We start from the raw sequence: 16,078 nt of genomic DNA on the forward strand, positions 1-16,078 counted from the left end.
GACGCGTACCGGCCCGTCAGGTGACGGCGCCCATGTGCCAGGGGATGAACTCCTCGGCGCCGATCTCCAGCTCCTCGCTGACGGTCTGCTGTCCGGACGCGACGGCGAGGATGCGGTCGAAGATCTGCCGGCCGACGTCGGCGACGGTCGCGGTGCCGTCGACGATGACGCCGGCGTTGAGGTCCATGTCCTCGGACATCACCGAGTACATCGGGGTGTTCGTGGCGACCTTGATCGACGGGGACGGCCGGCACCCGAAGACCGAACCGCGGCCGGTGGTGAAGACGACGACGTTCGCGCCGCCCGCGACCAGGCCGGTCACCGAGACCGGGTCGTAGCCCGGCGTGTCCATGAAGGCGAACCCGCGCTGCGTGATCGGTTCGGCGTACTCGTAGACCGCGCCCAGGTCGGCCTGCCCGCCCTTGGCGACGGCGCCGAGGGATTTCTCCAGGATGGTGGTCAGGCCGCCGGCCTTGTTGCCCGGGGAGGGGTTGTTGTCCAGGGTCCCGCCGCCCGCGGCGACGTAGTCGCGCCACCAGTCGATGCGGTCCAGCAGCTTCTTCGCGACGGCGGGTTCGGTGGCCCGGGCCGTGAGCAGGTGTTCGGCGCCGTAGACCTCGGGGGTCTCGGCCAGCACGGAGGTGGCGCCGTAGGCGACCAGGCGGTCGGACGCCCAGCCGAGGGCGGGGTTGGCGGTGATGCCGGAGTAGCCGTCGGACCCGCCGCAGTTCAGCGCGAGGACGAGCTCGGACACGTCGCACTCGACACGCTCCCGGGCATTGACCAGCGGGAGCATCTCGCGGATCGCGGCGACGCCGGCGCGGACGGAGGCGCGCACGCCGCCGGTCTCCTGGATGGTCAGGGACCGCACCACGGTGTCGTCCGCGATGGCGGCCAGCAGGCCCGAGCGGGTCTCGTCGGGGGCGCCGATGCCGGGCATGCCGAGGTCGGCGACCTGCCCGGAGCGGGCGGACAGGGCGGCGCCGGGGACCATCTCGCAGCCGAGGCCCAGGACGAGCAGGCCGGTCACGTTGGGGTGGGCGGCGTACCCGCGCAGGGTCCGCAGCAGGACCTGCCCGCCCTCGGAGTCGGGGACCAGGCCGCACCCGGAGGTGTGGGTCAGGGCGATGACGCCGTCGACGTTCTCGAACTCGTCCAGGACGCCGCCGCGGAACTGGTCCGCGATCATCTTGGCGGTGGAGGCGGAGCAGTTCACGCTGGTCAGGATCGCGACGAAGTTGCGGGTCCCGACCCGCCCGTCGGCCCGCCGGAAACCACGAAACGTAGGCCGGACGCCGTCGGGCACCGGGAGGTCGTGGTGCGTGCCGCCCAGCGGCGCCTCCCGCGACCCGTCCTCGAACCCGAGATTGTGCGCGTGCACGTGATCGCCCGCCGCGATGTCGGTGGTGGCGACCCCGATGACCTGCCCGTACTTGCGCACGTGCCCGCCCGCCGGCACGGCCCGCAGGGCGATCTTGTGCCCGCGCGGCACCGGCTGCCGCACCCCGACCGGGCCGGCCCCCGGAGCCGTGGCCCGGTCGCCCGGGCTCAGGTCCCGCGTGGCGACGGCGACGTCGTCGCCCTCCCGCAGCACGAGCAGATCATGTGACACCTGTGGCACCTCTCCTCTGAACCGTTTCATCCTACCGACCCCCAAACGTCGTTGAGTGCGGGGTATCTGCGGCCAAAGTGCTCCCTGGCCAACAAATACCCCGCACTCAACGAAGGGGGGTCAGTCGGCGATGGCCGCGTTGACCTCGTCCAGGAACTGGGTGGCCGCCTCGTCCGGGGTGATGCGCTCGAAGAGGACCTCCGTGTTGATGCGCTCCATGATGTCCGCGAGCTCGGCGCTGCCGTGCGGCGGGACCGCCGGGTTGTCGACGATCTCGTCCTCGATGTCCGCCATGAAGTCGGCGACCTTCTGGTCGGTGGGCGACAGGTCGCCCAGGATCGCCTCACGCACGTCGGTGTTCGCCGGGAGGCCGCGGTCGGTCAGCATGATCTTGGCCGCCTCCTCGGAGTTGAGCAGGAAGTCCACGAACTTCGCCGACGACTCCGGGTACTCGGTGTCCGCCGAGACGGAGTAGAACATCGCCGGCTTGTAGTACATGCCGGTGCGCTCGCCCTCGGACTCGCCCGGGAGCCGCAGCAGCTCGAGCTCGTGGCCGGACGAGTCGGACAGCGCGCCGAGCTGGTTGGTCCACCAGACGCCCATGGCGCCCTTGTTGGTGCCGAGCAGGCCGCCCTCGGGGCCGGCCGCCTGGTACTCGACCGTGCGCGCGGCGTCGGGCTGACCGCCGCCCTCGACCAGGTCGAGGGAGACCTGGAAGAAGTCGGCCACGGTCTGCTCGGAGACGCCGAGCTCGCCCTCGGGCGTGAACAGGGTCTCGCCGCGCTGGCGCGCCATCACGTTGAGGCCGGCCTCGTTGAAGCCGTAGTCCTGCGTGCCCCAGACGCCGTCGCCGGCGCCCTTCGCGACGGCGTTCGCCGTGGTGACGTAGTCCTCCCACGTCCAGGTGGTGTCGTCCGGCACGTCGACGCCGGCGTCGGCGAAGATCTCCGGGTCGGCGACGAGCGCGTAGGCGTTGATGCCGGTCGGGATGCCGTACTGGGTCCCGTCGATCTGGCCGCCGGCCAGCACGCCGTCGTCCACCTTGGCGGTGTCGATGTCGAGCGTGCCCAGGTCGGCGAGCACGTTCTTGGTCGAGTAGTCGGAGATGTAGCGCTCCTCCTGGGTGATGACATCGGGGGTGTCGCCCGCGGCCACGGAGGTGGCGAGCTTGTCCCAGTAGCCGTCCCAGTCGGTGAAGTCGGGGACCACGGTGATGTCCGGGTTCTCCGCCTCGAACGCCTCGATGATCTTCTGCGTCGACTCGTGGCGGCTGTCCGAGCCCCACCACGAGAAGCGGATCTCGCAGGGGCACTCCTCGGCGGCGGCCGGGGCGTCGTCGCCGCCCCCGCCGATGCCGGAGTCGCCGCCGCCGCAGGCGGCCAGGGTCAGGGCGACGGCCGCGATGCCCGCGGCCGAGCCGGCGAGCCGCTTGCCGCGCCTCGTGTTCGGTCGGTTGCCGGTGGTGCTCATGTATTTCTCCTTCGGTGACGTTGACGTCGTTGTCGCATCGCGGGTGGAGCTACTTGATCCCGGTGGTCGCAATGCCCTTGACCAGGTACTTCTGTCCGAACAGGAAGGCGATGAAGACGGGGATCAGGGAGACGATCGACATCGCGAACAGCGAGCCCCACGAGCTCTCGCCCGTGGAGTCGACAAAGGTGCGCAGCGCGATCGGCACGGTGTACATCTCCGGCCGCGTCAGGAAGATCAGCTGGCTGAAGAAGTCGTTCCACGTCCAGATGAACGTGAAGATCGCGGTGGTGGCGAGGGCCGGCATGGACAGCGGCAGCATGATCTGCAGGTAGATCCGCAGGTGGTTGCAGCCGTCGAGGGTCGCCGCCTCGTCCAGCTCGCGGGGGATGCCCCGGAAGAACTGGACCATCAGGAAGATGAAGAACGCGTCCGTCGCGAGCAGCTTGGGCACGATCAGCGGCAGGAACGTGTTGATCCACTCGAGCTGGGAGAACAGCACGTACTGCGGCACGATCACCACGTGGATCGGCAGCATGATCGACATCAGCATGATCGCGAACCACAGCCGCTTGCCCCTGAACTCCAGCCGCGCGAACGCGTAGGCCGCCAGGGAGCAGGACAGCAGGTTGCCCAGCAGCGAGCCGAGCACCACCAGCGCCGAGTTGATCAGGTAGTGGCTGAACGGATGCAGCAGCGCGTTCCACCCGTCCGTGTAGTTGGACAGGTCGATGTCGGTGGGGATGAGCCCCGGCTCGCGGAAGATCAGCGCGTTCGGCTTGAACGAGCTGGCCAGCATCCAGAGCAGCGGGTACAGCATCACGAACCCGAAGGCGATGAGGCCCGCGTGCTTGAGCACGCTCCCCACCCGGGCCCGGACGCGCCGGCCGCGCGGCCGGACGGCGGTCGGACGGCGGTCGCCCGGCCCGGCACGCCGGGCGCCGGGTGCGGTGTCGGACGGCGGGCGGACCGCCGTCGGCGTCGTGGTCTGTGCGGTCGTCGAGGCGTCAGTCATCGTAGAAGACCCAGTACTTGGAGGCGAGGAAGTTGACGACCGTCATGCCGCCGATGATCAGCAGCAGGAACCAGGCCATCGCCGAGGCGTAGCCCATGTCGAGGGAGCCGAACCCCTTGAGGTAGAGGTACAGCGTGTACAGCAGCGTGGAGTCGGACGGGCCGCCGTTGCCGCCGCTGACGACGAACGCCCGCGTGAACGACTGGAACGCCTCGATGAGCTGCAGCACGAGGTTGAAGAAGATGATCGGCGTCAGCAGCGGCACCGTGATGCTGCGGAACTGCCGCCACCGCGAGGCGCCGTCGATCGCGGCCGCCTCGTAGTACATCTGCGGGATCTGCCGCAGGCCGGCCAGGAAGATCACCATGGGCGCGCCGAACGTCCAGACGTTGAGCGCCATCAGGGTGCCGAGCGCGTAGTCCGGGTGCGAGACCCAGCCCTGCCCCTGGATCCCGAAGAGCGCCAGGACCTGGTTGACCAGGCCGTCCGCGCCGAAGATCTGCCGCCACAGGATCGCGATGGCCACCGACCCGCCGAGCAGGGAGGGCAGGTAGTACACCGAGCGGTACAGGGCGAGCCCGCGCATGCCCTTGTCGAGCAGCAGCGCCAGGCCGAGGGCCGCGGCGAGCTGGAGCGGCACCGAGACGAACACGTAGGTGAAGGTGACGCCGAGGGACTGGAGGAACCGCGGGTCGTCGAACATCCGCGTGTAGTTCTCCAGGCCCACCCACTCGGGCGCGGAGAGCAGGTCGTAGTCCGTGAAGGACAGGTAGAGCGACGCCCCCATGGGCCCGGCCGTGATGAGCACGAGGCCCACGAACCACGGCGCGAGGAAGAACAGCGCCCAGCGCCCGTCGCCCTTCTTGCGGACGGCGCCGGCCTGCTTGCCGCGCGAGAGCTCCTGGATCACTGACATGGGTTCACCCCCGCGCGGACAGGCCCCGTCGGGGCGGGCGGGGGCTCGGACCGCCAGGGTCCGGGCTCGCGGTTCGGGTGGCGCATCGCGTTGTCCTCCGGATCGTCGTCGATCCCCGGCTCGTCGGTGAGAAACCGGTCTCTGGTGGAGGAACGTACCACATGAGGAACCGGTTTCCCATGGTGTACCGTCACATCGGGAAACCGGTAACGCGGGGGCCACGCCGACGAGGGCGCGCGCCACGCGCTATCCGGTCGGACAAGGTCACGGACGGAGAGCACATGAGCAGCGGCAGCGTTCGAGGCGCAGGTCAGCGCCGTGCGGTCGCCACGATCGGGGACGTCGCGGCGGCGGCCGGGGTCTCGCGGGCGACGGTGTCCCGCGTGATGAACGGGCGCAGCACGGTCGACGCCGCCATCGCCGAGCGCGTGCGGACCGCGGCGGCGGAGCTCAGCTACCGGCCGAGCAACGCCGCGCGCAGCCTCGCGCTCGGCCGCACGCAGACCGTGGCGCTCGTGGTGCCGGACCTCGGCAACCCCGTGTTCCAGCAGATCCTGCGCGGCGTCATGGACGGCGCCGCCGAGGACGGGTACCGCGTGCTCGTGGCGGACACGGTCGAGGACGACCAGCAGGAGGGCGCCATCGCCCTGGAGGCGCGCATGCGGTGCGACGCCCTGGTGCTCGTGTCGCCCCGCATCGGGGACGCCGAGCTCAGCGCGCTCATCGCCGACGTCGAGCCCGTGGTGCTGGTCAACCGCGAGACCGGCGGGACGGCGCCCAGCCTGGTCGTGGACTACGAGGACGGCGCCGTCCAGGTCGTCGAGCACCTCGTGGCGCTCGGCCACCGCCGCCTGGTCTACCTGGGCGGACCGGTGCGGAGCGCGTCCGACGAGCTGCGCCGGGCCGGCCTGGCCCGCGCGCGGCAGCGGCACGCCGACCTCGAGATCCTCGACCTGCCCGCCGGACCGGACATCCAGGCGGGCCACGCCGCCGCGCCCGCCGTCCTCGCCACCCGCGCCACCGCGGCGCTGGCCTTCAACGACCTCGTCGCGTTCGGCCTGCTCGCAGGCCTGAACGAGGCCGGGGTGGCCGTGCCCGCCGACATCTCGGTGGCCGGCTTCGACGACATCGAACTGTCCCGCTACGCCACACCCGCGCTGACGACGGTCGCGGTGCCGCAGGCCGAGCTCGGCCGCCATGCCTGGAGGGAGCTGCACGCCGTGATCGACGACGACGCCCACCCCGCACGCTCTGCACGGTTCACACCCAGCCTGGAGGTGCGCGGGAGCACCGGGCCCGTGCCCCAGGGCCCGGAACGGGTGCACATCACGGACGACGACCTCGTCGTCGGGCAGCCGGAGGAGGTGCCCACCGTGCCCCCGACCGCCACGCCGGTCTGGTCCGTGCCCGCCGATCCTTCCGCCGACGCCGTCGTGCTGACCTGCGGCGACGGGTTGGAGCTGGTGCGCCGGGACGCGGGCGACCGCATGCCGAAGGTGCACGCCCGCCGGCCCTACCTGCACCCCGTGCACACCCTGGCGGGAGTGCCCCTCACCGACGTGAGCCCCGTGGACCACCGCCACCACTACGGCGTGGGCATCGCCGTGCCCGACGTGAACGGCACGAGCCACTGGGGCGGCCGTACCTTCATCGAGGACGTGGGCCCCACGCTGCTCAAGAACCACGGCCGGCAGACGTCGTCCGGGATCCGCGTTGAGCCGGGCGTTCCCGGCGCCGCCGGCGCTCCCGGCCCCCTGGGCACGGTCGGCGAGACCCTGGTCGAGGACGTGCTGTGGTCCGACGAGCACGGCGAGCCGCAGCTCCGTGAGGAGCGCCGTGTCTCGGCGCACCTGCTCCCCCTGGCGCCCGGGGCCGACGCCGCCCCCGGCTGGGTGCTCGACTGGCGCTCGACGCTGCACGCGGACCACGGCCCGCTGGAGATCCGCTCGCCCGCGACGAACGGGCGGCCGGGCGCGGGGTACGGCGGCCTGTTCTGGCGCCTGCCGATCGCCGAGAGCACCACGGTGCTGTCCGCTGCCGGCACCGGCGAGAACCGGGCGCACGGCAGCACCTCGCCCTGGGTGGCGTTCGTGCAGCAGCAGGGCGGCCGGTCCACGACCCTCCTGCTGGTGCAGCCCGGCCAGGTGCGACCGTGGTTCCTGCGCTCGGCCGAGTACCCCGGCGCCTGCCCGGCGCTGGCCTGGGACGCGCCCCTGCTCGTGCCCGACGGCGGCTCCGTGCAGCTCGACCTCGTGGCGGTGCTGCTCGACACCGAGCTCACGGCCGACGCGGCCGAGGCGCTGGCCGCCGACCTGACCGACGGCGGCCGGCGGTGAGCCTGCCCAAGGTGGCCGTGGTCGGCATCCACGGCCACGGCGGCTCGCACCTGCGGGCGGTCGCGGACCTGGAGGACCGGGGGCTGGCGCGGCTGAGCGCCGTCGTCGACCCGCGCGAGCCCGACGACGCCCCGGCATCGTGGTTCGCGAGCCTGGGCGACCTGCTGTCCGCCGACGCCGACGCACTGCCCGACGTCCTGGTGCTCGCCACGCCCATCCACACGCACCTGCCGCTCGCGCGCGCCGCGCTGGATGCGGGGATCGACGTGCTGCTCGAGAAGCCGACCACGGCGTCCCTGGCGGAGCACGCCGAGCTGGTCGCCGTGGTCGAACGGACCGGGCGGCTGTGCCAGGTCGGGTTCCAGACCTTCGGGTCGCACGCGCTGCCCGCCGTCGCCGACATGGTCGCGCGCGGCGAGGTGGGGCAGGTGACCGGCATCGGCGCCGTCGGCACCTGGGTGCGGACCGCCGCCTACTGGGCGCGCTCGCCCTGGGCGGGGCGGCGGCGCATGGGCGACCGCGCGGTGGTCGACGGCGTGGTGACCAACCCGCTGGCGCACGCCGTGGCGACCGCCCTGTGGGTGGGCGGCGCCCGGACCGCCGCGGACCTCGCCTACGTGAACACCGACCTGTGGCGGGCCAACCCCATCGAGGCCGACGACACCTCCTCCCTGCGCGCCGTCGGCACCGACGGGACCCGCTACGGATTCGGCCTCACCCTGTGCGCGGCGGAGCGCACCCCGGCGCGCGTGATCGTGCAGGGCACCGAGGGCGAGATCGAGCTCGGGTACGAGCACGACCTGGTGCGGCTGCGCACCGGTCGCGTGGTAGCCGAGAAGCGGTACGAGCGCACCGGCCTGCTGGAGAACCTGCTGCGGGTCCGGGCCGGCACCGGCGAGCGGCTCCTGTGCGACGTGCGGGACACCGGCGCGTTCATGCGGGTGCTCGAGGCCGTGCGCACCGCGCCGGACCCGGCGCCGGTCGACGACGCGTTCGTGGACTGGGTGGACGGGGTGGCGCCGGTCGCGGGCGGGCCGGGCGGCGCCGGTCCGGGCGGTCCTGGCGGCGTCGGGCCTGGCGGCGTCGGGCCCGGCGGCGTCGGGCCCGGCGGCGTCGGGCAGGGAAATCCCGAGGGCGACGCGCGGCACCCGGTGGTGCACGACGTCGCCGCGTGGTGCGAGCGCGCGGCGCGCGAGCAGCGCACGTTCACGGAGCTCGGCGCCCCGTGGACACTCCCGAGGTAGATCCGGGGAGCGTGACAGGGTGCTCGGGTGCTGCCCGTCCTGACTGCCATCGGTTCCATGGCCTGCGTGGTCGCGCTCGGCTGGGTGATCCAGCGGACCGGCCTGCTGGCCGGCCGCGGACTCCCCCGCGGGATCGCCCGCGACGGGGCCGGTGACGGCGGGGCCGGCGCCCGGCAGACCCTGGCGACGCTGTCGTTCACGATCTGCGCGCCGGCCCTGATGTTCAGCACGCTCGCCTCGACGGACCTGGCGCACGTGCTCTCGCGCGGCGCGGTGGTCACGTGGGCGACGACGGCGGTGCTCGGCCTCGCGACGGCAGCCGCGGCGCGCTGGCTGCTGCGGCTGCCCGCGGGCCCCGCCGCCGTCACGACGCTCGCCGCCGTGTACGTCAACGGCGGCAACATCGGGCTGCCGCTGGCCGTCTACCTCTTCGACGACGCCCTCGCCGTGGTGCCCACGCTGCTGTTCCAGCTCCTGGTGCTGGCGCCGCTGACCCTCTCCGTGCTCGACCGGGCGACGGCGTCCGCCGACGGCGGGACCCCCGCCAGGTCGGGCTGGCGGACGATGGGGCAGGTGTTCCTCGCGGCGTTCCGGAACCCGATCACGCTCGGCACGGTCGCGGGCCTGCTCGTCGCGGTGGTCTCAGAGCTGACCGGCGCGCGGCTGCCCGAGGTCGTGCTGCTCCCGTTCGACCTGATCGGCGCCGCCGCACCGCCGCTGGGCCTGCTCACGTTCGGGATGACGCTCGCCGTCCCCATGCCGGCCGCGGACGCCGACCTCGGCGTGACCGCCGGGCGGGGCCGCAGGCTGGTGGGCTGGGTGATCACGATCGCCGTGCTGGTGCGCAACCTGCTGCACCCGCTGGCGGCGTGGGCGCTCGGCTCGGCGGTGGGGCTGGACACGCCGGCGCTGGCCCTCGTGGTGACGATGGCCGCGCTGCCCACGGCGGTGAACGTCACGACCTACGCGACGCGGTACGGCGTGTTCGACGGCGTCGCGGCGCGCGCGACCGTCTGGACGACGGCGCTGTGCGTGCCGGTGCTCGTGGTGATCGGCGCGCTGCTGGTGTGACACCCCTCCCCTTTGAGTCTCGGGTTTCTTCGCTTTCGGCCGGCGAAAAGCGAAGAAACCCGGGCCTCAAAGGGGAGAGAGCTCAAAGGGGAGGGAGTGGGTCAGATGCTCAGGTTGAGGTCCTTGACCGGGACCGGGGCGCCCGTCTCCAGCGAGCGGTTGCCCGCGTAGCCCACCGACGACGCGCGGACGCCGTCGACGTAGCCGGCGGCGCGGGCCAGCGGGTCGGGCTCGGCCGACGGCTTGAACACGTCGGCCAGCAGCAGCGCGTCGCCGCCGCCGTGCCCGCCGCCGCCGCGCACGATCGGCCGCTCCTCGGCGCGCTCCCAGTGCCGCTGCACCACGAGCCGCTCACCGATGGGCCGCACGAGGTCCTCCTCGAACACCTCGGTCGCGCTCGGGTCGAGGATCGCGGCCTTGTCGCCGAACTCGACCGAGCCGCGCTCGACGACCTCCAGCTCCGCCCGGCCGCGCGTGCCGTTGACCACCACGCGGTAGCCCTCCCACGGCGCGTGCGCGGTGAGCGAGTAGGTGAGCAGCGCGCCGCCCTCGTACTCGACGACGAGCCCGAGCGTGTCCTCGGTGGTGATGCCCGCGTCGAACACCGAACGGTTGCGCACGTAGCCGTCGACCGCCTGGGCCTCGGGTCCGTACAGGGTGGACAGCCACTCGTTGTTCTCGACCGAGAGCTGCCACGGGTCGATGCCGCGCTCGTTCAGGGCGCGCTCGCCGGCCGTGGGCTCGTAGCCGGACTCGTGCGCGCCGTCGTCGCCGTAGAACCGCCGGCCGCCCGTGGCGAAGACGCGCTGCGGCACACCGTCGATCCACCAGTTGACCAGGTCGAAGTGATGGCTCGACTTGTGCACCAGCAGGCCGCCGTTGTTCACCTTCTCGCGGTGCCAGCGGCGGAAGTAGTCGGCGCCGTGCACGGTGTCCAGCGCCCAGTCGAAGTGGACCGACAGCACCCGCCCGATCTCGCCGCTCGCGATCACCTCGCGCAGCGCGCTGTTGCGGGGCGAGTAGCGGTAGTTGAACGTCGTGACCAGGTCGCGGCCCGTCTCGGCCACGGCGTCGACGATCTGCCGGGCCTGGTCGGCGTGCGCGGCGATGGGCTTCTCCACGACCACGTCGGCGCCGGCCCGCAGGGCGCGGGTCACGAGGTCGCCGTGCGTGCGGTCGACCGACGTGACGATCACGCGGTCCACGGACTGCTCCGCGATCGCCTTCTCCAGGTCGTCCGGCCCGTACACGGGGCGGACACCGCCGAACGCGGCAGCCACGCGCGCCTCGTAGGCCGCGGCGCGCACGGGGTTGGGCTCGACCCAGGCGACGATCTCGCCGTCGGGCGCGTGGGTGCCGATCAGGGCGTCGACGTACATGGACGCGCGGTGCCCCGTCCCCACCACCGCGTAGCGGCGGCGCCCCTCGGGCAGCGGGCCCGACGGCGGCACGGGCTCTTGGGTCGGACCGGTGATCGGCTCGGTGGTCGGCTCAGTGGTCGGCTCGGGCATCGGTGGAGAGCTCCTTCGGTCGTCGTCGACGTCGGGTGGATGGGATTGAAACGATACGACGCTGGGAAAGCGCTGTCCATGCCCTCCGTCGGGTAACCCGGCCGGCTCACCGCTCCGGCGTGATCACCACCTGGCCGGCCCACGCGAACCCGCCGCCGAACCCGAACAGCAGCGCGGGCACGCCCGCCGGGATCCGGCCCGCGTGCCACCACTTGGACAGCCCCAGCGGGATCGACGCCGCCGACGTGTTGCCCGACTCGGTGATATCCGTGACGACGACCTTGCCCTCCAGTCCGAGCGCCTTGGCCAGGGGCTCGATGATCCGCAGGTTCGCCTGGTGCGCCACGAGCACCTCGATGTCGTCGAGGCTCAGCCCGGACGCCGCCACGACGTCCCGCGCCCGGTCCGCGGCGCGCGTGATGGCCCACTTGAACACCGAACGGCCGTCCTGCTGGAACTTCACCTCGGGCGCCTCGATGCGCACCGCGGGCGTGAGCTCCGGCTCGGTGCCCCACACCACGGGCCCGACGGCGGGGGTGTCCGTCGCCTGGAGCACCACCGCGCCGGCGCCGTCCGCCGTGAGGATGCACGTCGAGCGGTCGGTCCAGTCGGTGTACGCGGTGAGCTTCTCCGCGCCGATCACCAGCGCCGTGCGCGCCGACCCGGTGCGGATCGCCTGGTCGGCCACGCCGACCCCGTGCGCGAACCCGGAGCACGCCACGTTGAGGTCCAGCGCCGCCGGGCCCACGACGTCGCGCAGGTCCGGTGCCTCCTCGCCCTCCGGCGTGGAGGCACCGGGCTGGACGCCCGTGTGCAGCGCATAGGCCACCCGGCCGGCCGTGTTGGGCGACCGGTCGTCGTTGGTGGCCGTCGCGACGATCACCAGGTCGACGGCGTCGGCGGTCAGCCCGGCGTCGGCCAGCGCGTGCTCCGCCGCGGCGGTCGCCATCTGGGCGACGGTGACGTCGTCCGCCGCCACGTGCCGCGTGACGATGCCTGTGCGCGACCGGATCCACTCGTCGTTGGTCTCGACCCGCTGGGCGATGTCGTCGTTCGTCAGCGTCTGCGGTGGCTGGTGGTGCCCCAGACCGACGATGCGGGAGCCGGCGGCGCCGGACGGGAGCGTGAGAGCGGTAGCCATGAGGTCAACGTAGCGCGCCGAGGTCGAACGGCTCCATGACGGCCCCGGCGGCCAGCGCCCGCGCCGCCCGGGCCACGTTCTCCTCGGCGCCGGGTCCGGTGGCCGGCACCTCGCCCACCTCGCGGAAGGCCCCGCGCAGCTGGGAGTCGTACCGCTCCCCCATCGCCGCGTTGCGCCCCTTGTAGGTCCACGCGATGAGGTTGGCCAGGGCGAACCGCGGACCGCACGAGCGGCAGGACATGATGCCGGGGGGCCGCCGGAACCGGGTGCTCCGGTGGCCGGCCGGGCACGTGCCCACCCACGGCCCGTCGATCGACGGCGCCGACGGGTCCACGCAGCGCAGCCCCGAGCACCCGATCCGCACCGCCACCGCGCGCCAGGCAGGGCCGTGCTTCGCCTTGGGACCCGCGAGCGCGTGCGCCACCTCGTGCAGGATCGTGTCCCGCACCTCCCGCTCGTCGTGGATGCGGGTGAGCGGCGCGGACAGGCTGATGCGTCGTTTGCCGTAGCTGCACATCCCGGCGCGCCGGACGGCGTCGTCGAACTCGAACGTCCAGGCCTTCAGCCCGTGCTGGTCCATCAGGTCACGCGCGAGGCGCGAGGCGGCGACAAGGTTCATGGGTACCCCTGCGGTGGTCGTTCAACGGTCAGATCGCGTCCGGCTGCACCGGACGCGATCGAACCTACGGGCTCTCACCCACACGCACGTGAAGTTATCCACAACCCAGCGTCACAAGGCGGACCTGTCAGGCATCGCTCCCCGAGGCGCCCTCGGCCGGGTCGGCCGGCGGGATCGGGAAGTTCGTCCGGAACACGTTCGACGGATCGTAGACCGCCTTGACCTCCCGCAGCCGCGTGAACGTCGGCTCCGGGAACGCCTCCAGCAGCCGCTCGGGCCGGCTGTCGGTGTCGAAGGACAGGTACGAGCCGTCCATCACGGACCCGATCTCGCTGTCCCACGCCTGGTTGAGCCGGTCCTGGTTCGAGCCCAGGGCCGAGAGCGCGAAGTTCTGGTGCCGGTGCGCGTACGCCGTGGCGTCCGGCGCGACGTCGTTCCCCGCGCCGCCCGTGGCCCGGATCGACGTGAAGTACGACTCCCCGGTGCCGAGCAGGCGCTCGATCGCCCGGCTGGTGCCCTGGTCCAGGTGCGTCAGCAGGCCGGACCGCGCCGACGGGTCGCCGCCGCCGGAGTGGTGGGCGTCCTCCTTGCGCACCACGCCCGAGTACGGCAGGAGCTGCGCCTGGTGCCCCAGCAGCGGGCCGGCGTCGGCCAGCAGCTCGAGCTGGGCGATCGCCTCGTCCGGGTCGGCGTCGGCGCCCTCGGCCGCGAACACGGTCAGCAGCTGCGCCATCGGCGTCTGCCCGCGCCGTCCGCCGCCCACGATCATGAAGGACGTGAGCCCGCGCGGCGCCGCCTCGACCGTGGCGCCCCAGCGCTCCAGCAGGCCCGCGGTGTCGGTGGCGTCGAGCGTCATCTGCGAGAAGACGACGTTCCCGACGGCGCCGGCCTCGATCTCGATCCACGTGACCACGCCCATGTTGCCGCCGGCGCCGCGGAGCGCCCAGAACAGGTCGGGGTGCTCGTCGCGGGACGCGTGCAGCACGCGCCCGTCGGCCGTGACCACCTCGGCCGCGACGACATGGTCGATCGTCAGGCCCTGCAGCCGGCCCAGGAACCCGATGCCGCCGGTGGTGGCGAGCCCGCCGACGCCCACGCCGCCGTAGTCGCCCGACGTGATGGCCCAGCCGCGCGGGGCCAGCACCTCGGCGACCTCGCCCCAGGTGGCACCGGCGCCGATCCGCACCCGCCGCGTGGCCTCGTCGACGACCTCGACCGAGCGCATCCGGCTCAGGCTGAGCACCACGCCGCCGTCGTTCGTGGAGCGGCCGGAGATGCCGTGCCCCGCGGAGCGGACGGCGAACTCGACGTCCTGCTTCTGCACCCAGGCCAGCCCGGCCGCGACCTCGTCGACGCCCTGCGGCCGCAGCACCAGGCCCGGCGCGCCGGACCGGAGGTAGTTGTGCCGCACCGCGCCGTACTCGCGGTCGCCGGGCTCCACGGCGTGCGCCGCGAGCTCCGGCGGGAGCGAGCCGTAGTCGATGCCGTCACGGCGGGCGGCCAGCGCCGTCGCGCCCCGGCGGGCCGCCGCCGGCGCCGTCCCCGCGGAGCGCCGCTCCGCCGCCACGGCCTCCCGGACGGCGGGCGCGACCTCTTCCGCGAACGCGCGGATCTGGTCCGGGTCGTCGCCCATCGCGATGAACCCGCTGACGCCGTCCTCCAGCGCCATGAGCGTGAGCTCCTCGACCCACTGGTCCGCGGGTCCCTGGAGCGGCCCGGTGGACCGGTCGGTGATGGACCCGCCGAGGTTCAGCAGCCGGCGGATCTCGCTCGGCGAGCGCCCGGCCTCCTCGGCAGCCTCGTCGATGGTCGCGTTGCCGCGCGCCAGGTCGCCGTCCTTGAAGTAGGGCAGCGAGGGCAGCCAGCCGTCGGCCTTGGCGCCGGTGAGCCGGAGCATGCGCTTCTTGTACGCCCCGAGCCAGATCGGGATGTCGTGCGCGGGGGCCGGACCGCGCTTGGCGCCGTCGACGTGGTGGAACTGCCCGGGCACCCGCAGCGGCGTGCGGTTCCCGGCGTCCCAGATGCCGCGCATGATCTCGATGCCCTCCTCGAGGGCGGTGACGCCCTCGCCGGGGGTCAGCCGCCTGGTGCCCATCGCGACCATGGCGTCCCAGAAGCCGCCCGTGCCCACGCCCATCTCGAAGCGCCCGCCGCTGAGCAGGTCGAGGCTCGCGGCGGCGCGCGCCAGGTGGGCGGGCGGGCGCATGCCCAGGTTGAGCACGTTCCCGGAGAGGTGGATGCGCTCGGTCTGCGCGGCCACCCACGACAGGAGCGTCCAGGTGTCCAGGAACGACGGCTGGTACGGGTGGTCCTGGAACGTGACCAGGTCCAGGCCCAGCTGCTCGGAGAGCTGGGCGAGACGCACGGGAACCTGCGGGTCGCCGTTGGACGGGGTGATGAAGGTGCCGAAGAGCAGGTCGTGCCCGTAGTCGGTCATGCGTGCGGTGTCCCTCGTGTCGCTCTGTGCCTGCCACACCTCGCGGCAGATCGTCTGTCTAGCAGACGATATTACTCACAACTCTTCTGGATCGCTGCACATTCCCCTAGGATGGGCGCATGAGCACCGCGCCCACCGAGACCCGCACGGGCCAGCACTCCCTGTTCGGCTGGTCCCTCGCCGCGCTCCTGCGCGAGTGGAGCGCCCGCGTCGACGCCGCAGCGGACGACCTGCCCCAGGGCACGCGCGGCTACCAGCTGCTCACCGCCGTGGTGCACGGCGACCTGCCCAGCCAGGCCGCGCTCGCCGCCTCGCTCGGCATCGACCGCACGGTGATGACCTACCTGCTCGACGCCTTCGAGGGCTGCGGGCTGGTCGAGCGGCAGCAGGACCCGGCCGACCGGCGCGCGCGCCGCATCGTCGCGACGGACCGCGGCCTGGAGGTGCTCGCCGCGATGGATGCGCGCGTGGCCGCCGCGGAGGAGGAGCTGCTCTCCGGGCTCGAGCCGGCGCAGCGCGCGGTGCTCCGCGAGCTGCTGGAACGCGCCGCCACGGGTACCGGGCCGGACCACGACCCGTGCCGCACGGTGGTCCAGGCGACCCGCCCGGAATGACCCCGTTCCCTCCCCCAATCACTCCTTGAAGCGGACATAACCGCTCCCCGCGAAGCGCTTGACCGGATCTCGAACTAGCCTCCGCTGAGGGA

12 protein-coding genes are annotated in these 16,078 nt (G+C 73.0%); 4 read left to right on the forward strand and 8 right to left on the reverse strand.

Annotated elements, in window-relative coordinates; translation table 11 throughout:
* Window positions 1–16 precede the first annotated feature (16 nt).
* The 4 genes from ACFV9Q_RS07935 to ACFV9Q_RS07950 all read right to left on the reverse strand — a co-directional run bounded on the left by ACFV9Q_RS07935 (window position 17) and on the right by ACFV9Q_RS07950 (window position 5,013).
* On the reverse strand, window positions 17–1,642 hold the full coding sequence (locus tag ACFV9Q_RS07935; protein ID WP_377233943.1) for a UxaA family hydrolase: 1,626 nt from the start codon (window positions 1,640–1,642) through the stop codon (window positions 17–19).
* Between the two features lie 90 nt (window positions 1,643–1,732).
* On the reverse strand, window positions 1,733–3,082 hold the full coding sequence (locus tag ACFV9Q_RS07940; protein WP_377233944.1) for an ABC transporter substrate-binding protein: 1,350 nt from the start codon (window positions 3,080–3,082) through the stop codon (window positions 1,733–1,735).
* 49 nt (window positions 3,083–3,131) lie between these two features.
* Window positions 3,132–4,097, reverse strand: a complete 966-nt coding sequence (locus tag ACFV9Q_RS07945; protein WP_377233945.1) for a carbohydrate ABC transporter permease — start codon at window positions 4,095–4,097, stop codon at window positions 3,132–3,134.
* Window positions 4,090–5,013, reverse strand: coding sequence for a carbohydrate ABC transporter permease (locus ACFV9Q_RS07950; protein WP_377230214.1), 924 nt, complete (start codon window positions 5,011–5,013; stop codon window positions 4,090–4,092). Before ACFV9Q_RS07950 ends, ACFV9Q_RS07945 begins: the two co-directional genes overlap by 8 nt.
* 281 nt (window positions 5,014–5,294) lie before the next feature.
* Between ACFV9Q_RS07950 and ACFV9Q_RS07955 the strand changes: the two genes are divergently transcribed.
* From ACFV9Q_RS07955 to ACFV9Q_RS07965, 3 genes are read left to right on the forward strand one after another with little or no spacing between them, the layout of a single operon-like run.
* The gene (locus ACFV9Q_RS07955; RefSeq protein ID WP_377233946.1) at window positions 5,295–7,349 is read left to right on the forward strand and encodes a DUF6807 family protein; all 2,055 of its coding nucleotides are present in this window, start codon (window positions 5,295–5,297) and stop codon (window positions 7,347–7,349) included.
* On the forward strand, window positions 7,346–8,593 hold the full coding sequence (locus ACFV9Q_RS07960; protein WP_377233947.1) for a Gfo/Idh/MocA family protein: 1,248 nt from the start codon (window positions 7,346–7,348) through the stop codon (window positions 8,591–8,593). The genes ACFV9Q_RS07955 and ACFV9Q_RS07960 overlap by 4 nt, the downstream gene beginning before the upstream one ends.
* A 27-nt stretch (window positions 8,594–8,620) precedes the next feature.
* A complete protein-coding gene (locus ACFV9Q_RS07965; RefSeq protein ID WP_377233948.1) occupies window positions 8,621–9,664 on the forward strand; it encodes an AEC family transporter in 1,044 nt (347 codons plus the stop codon).
* A gap of 101 nt (window positions 9,665–9,765) precedes the next feature.
* On the opposite strand, the gene ACFV9Q_RS07970 is transcribed toward ACFV9Q_RS07965, so the two are convergent.
* The 4 genes from ACFV9Q_RS07970 to ACFV9Q_RS07985 form a co-directional block, all read right to left on the reverse strand.
* Window positions 9,766–11,175, reverse strand: a complete 1,410-nt coding sequence (locus tag ACFV9Q_RS07970) for a Gfo/Idh/MocA family protein (RefSeq protein ID WP_377233949.1) — start codon at window positions 11,173–11,175, stop codon at window positions 9,766–9,768.
* Window positions 11,176–11,281: 106 nt separating this feature from the next.
* Complete coding sequence (locus ACFV9Q_RS07975; RefSeq protein ID WP_377233950.1) at window positions 11,282–12,316, reverse strand: 3-oxoacyl-[acyl-carrier-protein] synthase III C-terminal domain-containing protein; 1,035 nt, start codon at window positions 12,314–12,316, stop codon at window positions 11,282–11,284.
* 4 nt (window positions 12,317–12,320) lie between these two features.
* Window positions 12,321–12,935, reverse strand: a complete 615-nt coding sequence (locus ACFV9Q_RS07980; protein WP_377233951.1) for a SprT-like domain-containing protein — start codon at window positions 12,933–12,935, stop codon at window positions 12,321–12,323.
* Between the two features lie 127 nt (window positions 12,936–13,062).
* Entirely contained in the window at window positions 13,063–15,372 is a 2,310-nt protein-coding gene (locus tag ACFV9Q_RS07985) for an LLM class flavin-dependent oxidoreductase (protein WP_377233952.1), read from the reverse strand.
* A 119-nt stretch (window positions 15,373–15,491) separates the two neighbouring features.
* Between ACFV9Q_RS07985 and ACFV9Q_RS07990 the strand changes: the two genes are divergently transcribed.
* Window positions 15,492–15,986, forward strand: a complete 495-nt coding sequence (locus ACFV9Q_RS07990; RefSeq protein ID WP_377229988.1) for a MarR family winged helix-turn-helix transcriptional regulator — start codon at window positions 15,492–15,494, stop codon at window positions 15,984–15,986.
* Window positions 15,987–16,078: the final 92 nt, after the last annotated feature.

It is taken from the genome of Promicromonospora sp. NPDC059942 (assembly GCF_042731755.1).
In the GTDB taxonomy this organism is placed as follows: Bacteria; Actinomycetota; Actinomycetes; order Actinomycetales; family Cellulomonadaceae; genus Promicromonospora.